The organism is Kordiimonas sp. (assembly GCF_965216265.1).
Classification (GTDB): domain Bacteria; phylum Pseudomonadota; class Alphaproteobacteria; order Sphingomonadales; family Kordiimonadaceae; genus Kordiimonas.
On the sequence record NZ_OZ244153.1, the window covers coordinates 3,400,514 to 3,413,718 of the forward strand.

Here is a 13,205-nt window from a genome sequence, read left to right on the forward strand (position 1 = left end):
TTGATGCTTTAATTCAGTAACTTGACCACCCGCCGCTTGGTGGGTGGTTTCGTTCTTGGCCCGATTTCGCTTTAGTGCTAGCTTAAGGCGCGATGAGGGAGGAACATTAGTGAGTAAGCGCATTCTCGTTGTTGACGACTCTGCTACGATGCGGGATCTGTTGACCCAGTATCTGCTGTCACCGGGTTATATGGTGGCGGGCGCAGAAAGCGGCGTTCAGGCGCTTGATATCCTCAATACCGAAAATTTTGATGTGATTATCACCGATCTGGCGATGCCGGAGATGGATGGTTTTGGTCTCATCAAGGAAATTTCAGAGCTCGATTCGGACCCCGGCGTCATCCTCTTGAGCGGCCATGATGCACGCATGTTGCAGGCCGCCCGTGATATGGCGCTGGCTTATAGCGTCAATCTGCTGGGGACCCTTACCAAGCCAGTGAATAAAGAGCTGCTTTTGTCCATGCTCAGCGATGTTGCCAACTCTCGCGCGAAGGGCCGCTCCGGCTCCGAGACAGTGCTTGCCGAAGGCGAGTTTATGCGCGGTTTGATGACAGATGGCTTGTCGCCGGTGTTCCAACCGAAGTTAAACCCTAAAACCGGCGAATTGGTCGGGGCTGAAGTGTTCGCCCGGTGGCGGGCACCCACGGGCGGTTATCTTGGTGCTGGGGCGGTTATTAAAGCTGCGCAGGAAAAGGGGCACATGGATGTGCTCACATACCGGATGCTTGAGCTTGCGATGCAGCAGCAGGGACGCTGGCGCAAGCAAGGGCTTGAAGTTGTGCTTTCCATCAATGTGGCCAGCGATAACCTGCGCAAGGCTGACTTTGCGGATGTTGTCTCTGGCCTCACGGAACAGTTTGAGGTGAAGCCTTCCATGGTTCGCCTTGAAGTGACAGAAGCAGACCTTGAGATTGACGCGAAAATACCGCTTGATGTGCTCGCAAGCCTGAACGCGCGAGGCTTTGGTATTGCGCTTGATGATTTTGGTGCCGGATTCGCGTCTCTCGTGCGGCTCAAGGAAATCCCGTTCGATGAGCTGGTGATTGACCGCATGTTCATTGGGCGCGCAACGGAGCATCATGTGGCCCGAACAGTGCTTGAGGCCGCAATTGACCTTGCGCACAAGCTCAGCCTCAAATGTGTATGCGAAGGCGTTGAGACCGAAGACCAGCTCAAGCTTGTCAGAGACATGGGGGCAGATGCGGTGCAAGGGTATTATCTTGGCAAGCCGATGTCTGCGGACGAGTTCCTTATCTGGTATGAAGATTACCGCGACGGGGTGATCAACATATCAGGTATCGGTGATTAATTAACCATTGGCCCCGCTGTAGAACAGCCTGAGGGCATCTTCCCTGAAACGTATCATCTCCTCGTCACTGAACGGTGTTTCTGAGAAAACCCCGCTGAGAGGGGCCACGACAAACGGGTAGATCAGCATCCCCATCATCAAAACCACGTGCCTGAGCTCATCAGCGTCCGCGCGCATTCGGCCTTGTTTCTTTTCTTCAGCAAACAACCCAAGCCACTTCATGGCGACACGAGGTGCGTAGGTCGCTGCAAAATACTCGCGCAGGTGCCCACCTTCCATAATCACCTCCCGAAGCATCAGGTGCGGTACCCAGCGCCGGGCAAGGATATGCTCATGGAATGTGATAACCCATTCCTCAAGGGAGGAGGGGGCATCAAGCTTGTCCATCAGCGGCTTGAAGGCGTTATCGAATACTTCCTGAAGCAATCCGTCTTTGCCGTCGAAATAGTAATGCACCATAGCGGGGGTTACGCCTGCCGCTTTGGCAAGGTCGGGGATTTTGGTGCCGCCATAGCCTTTCGTTGAGAAAATTGGGCCTGCTGCTTCAACAAGGCGCGCGCGACGATCCTTGTTATTGCTTTCTTTAGGGCGGCCTACGCGGCGCTTCTTCTGGGTGTTTGATGTCATGAGTCTAAATTAATTGACTAATTAATTAATTTCAAGCATATAATGCATCAACCGAGTCCTTCAGCGAGGAATTCGTGTTCGGCGAAATAAAGCCACTAATGGCAGCGCCACAAATCATTAACGATTGCACGTATGGCCAGCCAACTTCGGTTGCGTTTGGATGTGGTCATTCACAAGAGGAAGAGGGTGTAGATGAGTATTGCGAAGCGACTGGTGGGTTTGCTTATCGCTGCAGCAGCAGCGGGGGCGGCTTGGTACTATAACCAGCTTGAAACCGACAACAGCATCTACACCGGATATGTTGAGGGCGAGTATATCCTGCTCGCAGCTCCTATCTCGGGAGAGCTTAAAAGCCTTGATGTCCGGCGCGGTACACGGGTCTCAAAGGGTGCGCAAGTATTCTCGCTTGATAAAACTCTGGTTGAGGCCGAAGTCGCCCAGGCTCAGGCTGCACTAGCGAAAGTGAGGGCTGAGCTCGCTGATATGGAGAAAGGTGCGCGCGCCGAAGAACTGAGTGTGCGCTCAGCGGAGATTGATGAGGCGGAAGCCGCACTGAAAAACGCGGAGCTTGAGCTTTTGCGCCAACAAGCACTGGAAGGAAGCACTGCGGCCGTGGAAGCGCGATTGGACGACGCCCGCGCCGCGCGTGATCAGGCCAAGGCGCGGGTAGCAGCGCTCAAGAGTGCTTTTGATGTGGCTAATCTGCCCGCACGCGCAGACCGGCTTGATGCGGCACGCGCCGCGCTTGTTGAAGCTCAAGCCAGTGTCGAGAAAGCGGACCGTCGGCTCGTCGAGATCGCGCCAGCCGCCCCAATCGAAGCGATGGTGCAGGACACCTACTACCAGCCGGGGGCATGGGTGCCAGCCAATAGGGCTGTGGCGTCTCTGTTGCCGGATGACAAACGCAAGCTTCGCTTTTTTGTGCCCCAGGCTGATGTGATGAAGCTTTCCGTTGGCACCAAGGTGGCCTTCTCATGTGACGGCTGTGGGGCAGGTCTGACCGCATCCATCAGTTTCATCGCGCCAGAGGCGGAATACACTCCGCCTGTGATTTATTCCGCGGATAGTCGTGAGAAACTGGTTTTCCTGATTGAAGCTATGCCGGACGGCGAGGTCCTGTTGCCCGTGGGGTTGCCGATTGAGGTGGAGCGCCCACAATGAATAGGGACGGTGAGTTGGCTATTGATGTTTCGGGGCTGGTGAAGATATTTGATGGCCGCCGCGTGGTGGATGATTTTTCAATGCAGATCCCGGAAGGCAAGATATTTGGCTTCCTTGGCCCCAATGGCAGCGGCAAAACCACCACGCTCAGGATGCTTTGTGGCCTTCTGACGCCTGATGAAGGGCAGGGTACCTGCCTGGGGCTTGACCTGCGCGCTGAAGCGCCGCTCATTAAGCGGCAAACCGGATATATGACGCAGAAATTCAGCCTGTATCAGGACCTGACCATCCGGGAAAACCTGGAATTTGTCGCGCGGCTTTATGAGATGGATAACCGCAAGGACCGTGTAGATACAGCGCTCAAGGACTTGGGCCTGTGGGGGCGCCGCGACCAGCAAACAGGTGCGTTGTCGGGTGGCTGGAAGCAGCGTCTCGCGCTCGCAGCCTGCATCCTGCATGAGCCAAGACTTCTATTGCTTGATGAGCCCACAGCGGGTGTTGACCCCAAGGCCCGGCGCGAATTTTGGGATGAAATACATACGCTGGCGTCGAACGGGATCACGGTTCTGGTATCCACCCACTATATGGATGAAGCCGAGCGCTGCCACGAGATTGTTTACATAGCATACGGCAAGCTCCTTGCCGCAGGCACGGCAGAAGAAATTATTGACGGCACAACGCTATATACGTGGCGGGCGCATGGCTTTGAGGCCGACCGGCTGGCGCAAAAGCTTCGCGGGCGCGACGGTATTGCTTCAGCAGTAGCCTTTGGCGCCAATCTTCATGTCAGTGGCGCAGACGAACAGGCGCTTGAAGCGGCTATTGCCCCTTACCGGCAGGGCCATAACCTGAACTGGCAGCAAACCAGCCCAACGCTTGAGGATGTTTTTATCCATCTGACCTCTGGTTCGCAGGATAACTTCTCATGAGGCGGCCGTTTTCACTCCTCCGGCTTGGCGCAATGCTGATGAAGGAATTCCATCATATGCGCCGTGACCGGGCCACACTTGGCATGATGATGGGTGTACCGCTTATCCAGCTTGTGCTTTTTGGTTTCGCCATCAATACAGACCCGAAAGCGTTGCCAACAGCCATTTATTCAGCGGAAAGTACTGTTTATACACGCGCCTTCACCTCCGCGCTTGTGAACACAGGGTACTTCAAGGTTGTGGTTGAGGCAGACGGTGCAGACGTTGACCGCATGTTAACGCGCGGCCAGGTGCAGTTTTCTGTCACGATACCGCCGAATTTCTCGCGTGACCTTGTACTTGGCGAGCGGCCTGAAATACTGGTGGAGGCTGATGCGACTGACCCAGTGGCCACCGGCAGCGCGATCAGTGCGTTGCAGCAGCTCAAGCTTTCTGCGCTTGAACGTGACCTGGCGGGCGTTGACATCACACCGGCACCCGCGCCGCCGCCCTTTGATGTGGTGGTGCACCGCCGTTATAACCCGGAAAACATCACGCAGTATAATATTGTGCCGGGCCTGATGGGCGTTGTGCTGACCATGACACTCGTGATGATCACGGGGCTTGCGGTGACGCGAGAGCGTGAACTGGGCACGATGGAAAACCTCCTCGCTATGCCGGTGCGGCCGTCGGAGGTGATGCTGGGCAAAATCACGCCGTATGTGATTGTGGGGTACGTGCAGGCGGCCATCATCCTGGCGGCTGCGGTATTTTTGTTCGATGTGCCTTTTGAGGGAAGCATTCTTCTTCTTTCGGGCGCGACCATCCTGTTCATGATCGCTAATTTGGCGGTTGGTTTCACATTCTCAACCATCGCGCAAAACCAACTTCAGGCTGTGCAGATGACTTTCTTTTTCTTTCTGCCATCGCTGCTTCTCTCTGGTTTTATGTTTCCGTTCAGAGGCATGCCCTTATGGGCCCAAACCATCGGGGAGGCGTTGCCGTTGACTCATTTCCTGCGCATCGCACGGGGGATACTATTAAAGGGAAGTCAGTCTAACGACATCCTGCCGGACCTTTTTGGGATACTGGCGTTTGTGGTTGTAGCCACAATGATTGCGCTCGCGAGATATCGGCAGACGCTGGATTAATATGTTGCATATGCAATATTATTGAGATATTGCTCACTGCATACCCAATGCTAACGGAGCGATATATGAAGCCTCACGATAATGTCCCGCTACCCGATTTTCAGGAATATTCGCCGGATGAAATGAAGGCCCGCGCGCAGGCGTTTTATAAAGAGATGCGCCGCCGTCATACGGTGCGGGAATTCTCCGACCGGCCAGTACCGCGCGAGATTATTGAGGATTGTTTGCGTACCGCAGGCACCGCACCAAGCGGTGCCAACCATCAGCCGTGGCATTTCGCACTGATCGGGAACCCGGAGATCAAGTCAAAGGTGCGCGTAAGAGCAGAGCAGGAAGAGCGTGGGTTTTACGACGAGCGCAGGGCTGGGGAAGAGTGGCTGGATGCTCTTGCGCCACTTGGCACCGATGCCAGCAAACCCTATCTGGAGCACGCGCCGTGGCTGATAGCGATATTTGCGCAGCGCCGCGGTGGTATTGAAGCAGGCATGGAACGCAAAAACTATTATGTGTCAGAATCGGTGGGCATCGCGACCGGTTTTCTGATCGCTGCCCTTCATAATGCCGGGCTCGCGACACTCACTCACACCCCTAAGCCAATGAATTTCCTTAACGAAATTTGTCAGCGGCCTGAGCATGAGCGTGCTTATATCCTGCTGGTGGCAGGGTATCCGGCTGAAGGCGCAACGGTGCCGGTGCATGCAACGATCAAAAAGCCGTTTGAGGATATCGTTTCTGTCTTCTAGGTGTGGCGTATGTGTGCGCGAAAGTGTGGCGCGAGTGTGCGCGAGTGTGCGCGAATCTGCGGCCAATGTGTGGCGCGGGTGTGGCGTGTTTTCGCCACACATCGGCCTTAGGTGCCCAGGCCCTTGCGGTACCAGCGGATCAGCTCTTTCTGGTCAGCGGGTAATTCATCACCTTCCTGCACACGGTCGAGTGCATATTGCGCCATCACCTGTTCCGCCTTGCTCTCGATACGCGCCAGCATATCGCAAAGCTGTACCTTCTCGTTTTCAGTTAATACTTCATCAAGAAGGTTGGCGCGCTTTTCAACGGCGTTGGTGATCAGCCCGTAAACCTGCTCGCCTTTTTCTGTAAGGATCAGGTTTTTCGCCCGCTTGCTTGTCGGTACGGGCTCAAAATCCACCAGCTTGGCTTGGCGAAGGGCTTTCACCGCGCGGCTCACCGTATAACTATCCATCCGGCTCTGGTAGGCGATATCGGCTGACTTGATCGGCATGTAAGAGCCAATGTTGATCAGCACGCGCATCTCCCTGACGTCCAGATCACAATCCTGACGAACGCTCAGGTCCCGGTTGAGAGCGAGCAGATTGCTTGCGGTTGCGATGCGGAAAGGAACGTGGGACATCAAATCCAGCGGATTCCTGATGCGGTCTGTCAGCTTGAAATAGCGCTTACGCGCGGGCGGCAGATCATATTTGTTCATGCAAGCTATGTATCAGTGGTTTAGCGGTTTGAAAAGCCAACTTTTAATTTGGCTTGTTCCTATCCCGATGAAAACAATGGTTTAATCAGCCATGAAACCGCCATCAATAGCCGATAAAATACCATTTGTTCTTGTTTTGTTCTTATGTTAAATTAAAGCATGGAAACGAGAGATAGACAGATGCAGGTTCAAAATTCACCATGGCTTATGCGGGGCCGGGGCGCAGTGTCCAATTCGTCGGGGCGGTTTGAAAAGCTGAACCGGGAACCGGTATCTGACGGCTGGCTTTCAGACATTGTCGAAAGTCAGGTTAAAACAGAAGTCAGGGAAGAAAATGCCAAGCATATCCTGACGCGCAACAAATCACCTGACATTCCGTTCGACCGGTCTATCAACCCGTATCGTGGATGTGAGCATGGCTGTGTTTATTGTTTTGCACGGCCCACACACGCCTATATGGGGCTTTCTCCGGGGCTGGATTTTGAAACCAAGCTGTTTGCCAAGCCAAATGCAGCAGAGCTTTTGAAGGCGGAGATTTCAAAAAGGGGGTATGAGCCCAAGCCAATCGCCATGGGCACCAATACGGACCCATATCAACCGATTGAGAAAGAGCGCCGTATCACCCGTGAGATACTGAAGGTGATGCTGGAATATAACCACCCTGTAACGGTGCTCACTAAATCCCGGCTTGTGGTTCGGGACATGGACCTGCTTGTACCGCTGGCGGAAAAGGGGCTTGTGCGAGTGTCTCTGTCTGTCACCACGCTTGACCGCAAGCTCGCACGACTTCTGGAGCCGCGTGCCAGCACGCCCGTGCGGCGGCTGGATGCCATCAAGTTGTTGTCTGATGCCGGTGTGCCAACGGGCATGATGTTCGCACCTGTTATCCCGGCTCTGAATGATCATGAAATGGAAGAAGTGCTTTCGGCTGCGGCCCATGCGGGCGCGAAGCGCGCAAATTATATCCTGCTAAGACTGCCGCTTGAACTTGGTGGATTGTTTGAAGAATGGCTGTCGGAGCATTACCCGGACCGCAAGAGCAGGGTGCTCAACCGGCTTCGGGAGATGCGGGGTGGCAAGGTGAATGACCCGCGTTTCAAACACCGCATGAAGGGCAAGGGACTTGAGGCAGAACTTCTGGACCAGCGCTTCCGCAATCTGTGCCGTCGTCTTGGCTTCAACGCGGGGGAAGAAGTGTTGAACACGGATGACTTCAGGGCACCGGTGCTTCAGGGCGGCCAGTTCAGCCTGTTCGATAAACTCGCGGCGACCCACTAAAAAAGGCCGGGAAATTCCCGGCCTTTAAAATGATTTTATGATGGCCTTTTAGGCGCTCTCATCCATGCTGAACAGCTCTGCATTGCCACCAACAGCTGCGGTGTTGATGGTGAGCGTATGTTCTGCCGCAAAGCGGAAGAGATAGTGCGGGCCACCGGCCTTTGGTCCGGTGCCTGAAAGGCCTTCACCACCAAATGGCTGCACACCAACCACAGCACCAACCATATTGCGGTTGATATAGGTGTTGCCAATGCGTGTTTTATTGAACAGCTCAGCCCAGCGGCTTTCAAGGCGAGAATGGATACCGAAGGTGAGGCCATAGCCGGTACCACGGATCTGCTCGATAACCTTATTGATCTCGCCAGATTTGAACCTGAGGATATGAAGCACGGGGCCAAATACTTCCTGCTCAAGCTGGTCAAGGCACTTGAGCTCAAAGATATGGGGCGCAAGGAAAGTGCCTTTCTCGGCTTCTTCGGTCATCTCCAGCTTGGCAACAAGCGTGGCTTCCTCTTCCATGCGGGCACAATGCTCGGCAAGGCGTGTGCGGGCTTCTTCATCAATGATAGGGCCAACGTCGGTTGTCAGCTTCGCAGGGTCACCCAGTACTCGTTCCTTGAGCGCACCTTTGATCATATTGATCACTTTGTCGGCTACGCTGTCCTGCACAAACAACACACGAAGGGCAGAGCAGCGCTGACCGGCTGAGCCAAAAGCAGACTGGATAACATCATCCGCGACCTGTTCAGGTAGCGCCGTGCTGTCCACGATCATGGCGTTCTGGCCACCGGTTTCTGCAATCAACGGCACAATGGCGCCTTCGCGCGCCGCAAGCGTGCGGTTGATGATCTTGGCGGTTTCTGTAGAGCCGGTGAAAGCAACCCCCACGATACGTTCGTCTGCCACCAGCTTGGCGCCTACACGGGCACCATCACCGAGCAGAAGATGCAGGACATCGACAGGCACACCAGATTCATGAAACAGCTTTACCGCGTGATAAGCCACAAGCGGCGTTTGCTCGGCCGGTTTTGCGATAACCGCGTTGCCTGCCGCCAAGGCTGCTGCAACCTGGCCGACAAAAATCGCCAGTGGGAAGTTCCACGGCGCGATGCTCAGGAAGGTGCCTCGGCCCCCGAAATAAAGCTCGTTCCGTTCACCGGTCGGGCCAGGGAGAGCCACAGGCGCGCCAAAGTGCTCTTCTGCACGCGCTGCATAATAGCGGCAGAAGTCAACGGCCTCACGGACCTCTGCGATCACATCGCTGAGCGTTTTGCCAGCCTCGCGCACCAGCAGGTCGGCGAACAGGTTGCGGTTGTCTTCAATTGCATCGCCAACAGCGCGCAGGATATCTGCCCGCGCGTTGCCGCCCATGGCGTTCCATGCCTGTTGGGCCTCAACTGATTCTACCGTCGCCACATCGATATCTTCATCGCGTGCTTCACGCCATGAGCCAACAACCTGGCTGGTGTTCGCGGGGTTCACAACGTCTGTGGGGTTTTCGCCCACGTCTTTGCCGCTGACGATGCTGGCGCAGGCATAGGTATGGTTTTTGCGCTCATCAAGGGCGCGCAGAAGCGGCGCGTACTGGCGGCTATCCATCAGGTTGCAGCCCTTGGAGTTTTTACGCTCAGCGCCGAAAATATCTTCTGGTATCGGGATCAGAGTATGCCGAAGTGCAGGTGCATACTCGATCGATGTGATCGGGTCACCGGCCACTTCTTCCACTGGCACGTCCGCATCCATAAAGCGGTTTACAAAGCTTGAGTTCGCACCGTTCTCCAGAAGGCGCCGCACAAGGTACGGCAGCAGGTCTTCGTGAAGCCCAACAGGTGCATAAGTACGGGTGCGAATGGGTTTGCCTGCAACCCGGCCCGCGGCTTTATAGAGCAGCGCGCCCATGCCGTGCAGCTTCTGGAACTCATAACGCTTGTCGCCCGCCATGGCCGAAATTGCGGCAATGGTGTGCGCATTATGGGTCGCGAACTGCGAGTAGATGGCGTCGTCCGCCTCAAGCATACGCGCAGCAGTATAAAGGTAGCTGATATCTGTTGCCTGCTTGCGGGTGAACACTGGGTAGTCCTCAAGCCCTTGTTCCTGCGAGTGCTTGATTTCAGTGTCCCAATAAGCGCCTTTCACCAGGCGCACGGCAAACTTGCGGCCGTTTTCGCGGCCCAGATGCACCAGCCAGTCAATCACATAAGGCGCGCGCTTCTGGTAGGCCTGAACGGCGAGGCCGAGGCCTTCCCAACCAGCAAGGTCCGGGTCAGATGCCAGCGCTTCGATAATCCTGAGAGAGATATCAAGGCGGTCCGCTTCCTCAGCGTCAATTGTCATCTGGATGTCGTATGATTTTGCCTTGAGTGCCAGTTCTTTAACACGCGGCAACATCTCGGCCATCACACGGTCGTTGTTGGCTTCGTCATAGCGCGGGTGCAGCGCGGAAAGCTTGATAGATATGCTTGAGCGGTCGTGCGGGTCAGCGCCGTCGTCTTTTGTCGCGGTGCCCACTGCGTCGATGGACGCCTGATATAGCTCGTAATAGCGGTCCGCAGTCGCCATGGTGCGGGCGCCTTCGCCCAGCATATCAAAGCTCATCATCTTTTGCTCTGGCGGCTGCTTGGCTTGGCGGGCAAGGCCTTCCTTGATGGTGCGGCCAAAAACAAACTGGCGGCCCATGATTTTCATGGCCTGGTTTACGGCCTTGCGGATAACCGGCTCACCTGTGCGAGCCACGAGGGATTTCATCCACTGGCCCGGGTTTTTGGTGATTGTGCGGTCAAGGCGCACAACCTCGCCGGTCAGCATCAGGGCCCAGGTTGAAGCGTTGACAAAAAGGCTGTCTGAGTGGCCTTTGTGCGACGCCCAGTTGCCCGACTGCATCTTCTCTGAAATGAGCTTGTCCTGCGTTTCAATATCAGGGACACGCAACAGTGCTTCCGCGAGGCACATAAGCGCCACCCCTTCCTGATTGGAGAGACCAAATTCAGCAAGGAAGGCATCAAGCGTGCCTTGTTCCTCTTTCATGGCGCGGGACTGGGCGACAATAGCGGCCGCTTTAACCGCCACTTCATCCCGGCTTTCGGTATTGAGGGGGAAATTGTCGATAAGGGCGCGAACGGTTTTCGCTTCATCTGCGAGAAACGCGTTTTTGAGCGCTGTCATTGCAGCTTTCCGGCTGGGTGCCGGGGCGGGGCTGATGCGAAGCTTGGCCATAATTGGTTCCTTCTACCACACTTCGATTGAAATCTTATTTTGTATACAATCCCTCAGGACCTATCCCCCTCTAACCCCGAAAAAAAACGCTGGGAAGGAGAATTTATGTTGCAGCGCAACAAGTGAGGAAAAGTCTAACATATCTGCGGTAGATACGCAGAATTTGGAAGCAGAACTGTGCCGGGCTTGTGTCCAAAATATGAGATTCTATAAAAAAGGCGACCCACAGGGCCGCCTCTTCGTTTTCTCGATTTTTGAGTGTTTTAGGCGAGCTTGGCCAGCAAGTCCTTGGTGTAAGGCAGGATTTCATCGTGCAGCTCTGCTTTGACCTTGTTGGCCCAGTCCGGGTTGGCGATCAGCGCCCGGCCAACAGCCACGAGGTCAAACTCGTTATTTTCCATCCGGGTGACAAGGTTCTCGAGGCTTGCTGGTTTGGCTTCAAGGAAACCTTGCGCGCCTTCTTCCGTAAAGGCCTCATCCAGCCCAACGCTGCCAACAGTGATGGTTGGCTTGCCGGTCAGTTTTTTGGTCCAGCCTGCCAAATTCAGGTCGCTGCCTGAAAACTCGCTCTCCCAAAACCGCCGTGTGGAGCAATGGAAAATATCAACACCAGCAGCAGCGAGAGGCTCTAGGAACTGCTCAAGCTCAAGCGGATTGTTTGCAAGCTTGGCGTTATAGTCCTGCATCTTCCACTGGGACCAACGCAGTATGATCGGGAAACGTGAACCAACGCGGGCACGGATAGCCTTGACAATTTCGACAGCGAAACGAGTGCGTTCTACCCGGTTGCCGCCCCAGGCGTCTGTGCGTTCATTGAGGTCACCCCAGAAGAACTGGTCAATAAGGTAACCGTGGGCACCGTGAATTTCCACGCCATCAAATCCTGCGGCTTTGGCATCTTCTGCGGCTTGTGCAAAGGCATCGATCACATCTGCAACATCGCTCTCGCTCATCTCGTGGCATTTCTTTTTGCCTTTGGCGACAAGGCCGGATGGGCCATAGCCAGGCACTTCAGGGTCTGGCTCAACACCGGGACGCCTGACGGCACCCACGTGCCAAAGCTGAGGCATGATTTTACCGCCCTCAGCGTGCACGGCGGCTGCCACTTTCTTCCAGCCCGCTAGGGCCTCGTCGCCATAGAAGAAGGGCACATTGGGGTAACCGCTGGCGGCCTTGTGGCCAACACAGGTGCCTTCAGTGATAATAAGGCCAACGCCACCTTCTGCGCGGCGACGGTAATACTCAACATTCAGGTCGTTCGGTACATTGCCCGGAGAGAATGTACGGGTCATAGGGGCCATCACGACCCGGTTTTCAAGATGCAGGTCCTTGAGGTCAAACGCTTTAAAGAGCGGCGCATTGCTTGCCGTCATCAGTAGTTCCTTCATTGTGCCGGGCCGGGCCCGGGGTGATATCTGGCTCCGCTTGGAAGTAGGGCCTGATGATCCGTTTTCAAGCTGCGGGCGTAGACGGAGAGGTATCACACTTGCGTCAGCACGCTTCCCTGTGGCGCGAAGCCAAGGTATATCTGGTCAATAATTTTGGCAGAGGAACAAAAAATGCGGTTAAAATCGATCATGGCAGCAGCGGTTATCCTGATGGGGTCAGCGGGTGCGCATGCAGCCAGCGCCACTTCAGCACATGATTTCACACTGACTTCTATTGAATTTACAGAAATGCCGATGGCGCAGTATGACGGCAAAGCGGTACTTCTGGTGAACACCGCGTCCTATTGCGGTTACACCCCACAGTATGAAGGCCTTCAGGCGCTGTGGGAGGAATACCGCGAGAAAGGGCTTGTTGTTGTTGGGGTGCCAGCGAATGATTTTGGCGACCAAGAGCCCGGCTCAGAACGCAACATCAAAAATTTCTGCAAGGTGAACTTTCAGGTTGATTTCCCCATGACCAAAAAGATGGTTGTGAACGGCGGCGAAGGCAATGCGGAGATCTATGACTGGCTGGCATCTGAGCTTGGTGAAGACAGTCGCCCGAAATGGAACTTCCACAAATACCTGATCGGGAAAGACGGCAAGCCGGTTGCTTATTTCACCAGCAAGGTGGAGCCGCAGTCGAGTGAGCTCAAAGCCGCGATTGATCAGGCGCTTCAATAAGCA

At 55.1% G+C, this 13,205-nt stretch carries 11 protein-coding genes; 7 read left to right on the forward strand and 4 right to left on the reverse strand.

What is annotated here, in order from left to right; all coding sequences use genetic code 11:
• Nucleotides 1-109: 109 nt before the first annotated feature.
• Nucleotides 110-1,309: an EAL domain-containing protein gene (locus ACOOGA_RS15635; RefSeq protein ID WP_417461384.1), complete on the forward strand. Its 1,200-nt coding sequence runs from the start codon at nt 110-112 to the stop codon at nt 1,307-1,309.
• Here ACOOGA_RS15635 and ACOOGA_RS15640 read toward each other — a convergent pair whose 3' ends face one another.
• Nucleotides 1,310-1,936 carry a TetR/AcrR family transcriptional regulator gene (locus ACOOGA_RS15640; protein WP_417461383.1) on the reverse strand — a complete coding sequence of 209 codons (627 nt, stop codon included), beginning with the start codon at nt 1,934-1,936 and terminating at the stop codon, nt 1,310-1,312.
• A gap of 192 nt (nt 1,937-2,128) precedes the next feature.
• Between ACOOGA_RS15640 and ACOOGA_RS15645 the strand changes: the two genes are divergently transcribed.
• From ACOOGA_RS15645 to ACOOGA_RS15660, 4 genes are all read left to right on the forward strand, one after another.
• A complete protein-coding gene (locus ACOOGA_RS15645) occupies nt 2,129-3,097 on the forward strand; it encodes an HlyD family secretion protein (protein WP_417461382.1) in 969 nt (322 codons plus the stop codon).
• Nucleotides 3,094-4,026, forward strand: coding sequence for an ABC transporter ATP-binding protein (locus ACOOGA_RS15650; RefSeq protein ID WP_417461381.1), 933 nt, complete (start codon nt 3,094-3,096; stop codon nt 4,024-4,026). Before ACOOGA_RS15645 ends, ACOOGA_RS15650 begins: the two co-directional genes overlap by 4 nt.
• On the forward strand, nt 4,023-5,156 hold the full coding sequence (locus ACOOGA_RS15655; RefSeq protein WP_417461380.1) for an ABC transporter permease: 1,134 nt from the start codon (nt 4,023-4,025) through the stop codon (nt 5,154-5,156). Before ACOOGA_RS15650 ends, ACOOGA_RS15655 begins: the two co-directional genes overlap by 4 nt.
• A 65-nt stretch (nt 5,157-5,221) precedes the next feature.
• On the forward strand, nt 5,222-5,899 hold the full coding sequence (locus ACOOGA_RS15660; protein ID WP_417461379.1) for a nitroreductase family protein: 678 nt from the start codon (nt 5,222-5,224) through the stop codon (nt 5,897-5,899).
• A 107-nt stretch (nt 5,900-6,006) separates the two neighbouring features.
• Here the strand turns inward: ACOOGA_RS15660 and ACOOGA_RS15665 are convergent, their stop codons facing one another.
• Nucleotides 6,007-6,600, reverse strand: a complete 594-nt coding sequence (locus tag ACOOGA_RS15665) for a MarR family winged helix-turn-helix transcriptional regulator (RefSeq protein WP_417461378.1) — start codon at nt 6,598-6,600, stop codon at nt 6,007-6,009.
• Between the two features lie 180 nt (nt 6,601-6,780).
• On the opposite strand from ACOOGA_RS15665, the gene ACOOGA_RS15670 reads away from it, so the two are divergent.
• A complete protein-coding gene (locus tag ACOOGA_RS15670; RefSeq protein ID WP_417461377.1) occupies nt 6,781-7,878 on the forward strand; it encodes a PA0069 family radical SAM protein in 1,098 nt (365 codons plus the stop codon).
• Nucleotides 7,879-7,926: 48 nt separating this feature from the next.
• Here ACOOGA_RS15670 and putA read toward each other — a convergent pair whose 3' ends face one another.
• A complete protein-coding gene (gene putA, locus ACOOGA_RS15675) occupies nt 7,927-11,091 on the reverse strand; it encodes a bifunctional proline dehydrogenase/L-glutamate gamma-semialdehyde dehydrogenase PutA (RefSeq protein ID WP_417461376.1) in 3,165 nt (1,054 codons plus the stop codon).
• A gap of 263 nt (nt 11,092-11,354) precedes the next feature.
• Nucleotides 11,355-12,464, reverse strand: a complete 1,110-nt coding sequence (locus ACOOGA_RS15680) for an NADH:flavin oxidoreductase (protein WP_417461375.1) — start codon at nt 12,462-12,464, stop codon at nt 11,355-11,357.
• A gap of 186 nt (nt 12,465-12,650) precedes the next feature.
• Here ACOOGA_RS15680 and ACOOGA_RS15685 point away from each other — a divergent pair, with 186 nt between their 5' ends.
• Nucleotides 12,651-13,202, forward strand: coding sequence for a glutathione peroxidase (locus ACOOGA_RS15685; RefSeq protein ID WP_417461374.1), 552 nt, complete (start codon nt 12,651-12,653; stop codon nt 13,200-13,202).
• Nucleotides 13,203-13,205: the final 3 nt, after the last annotated feature.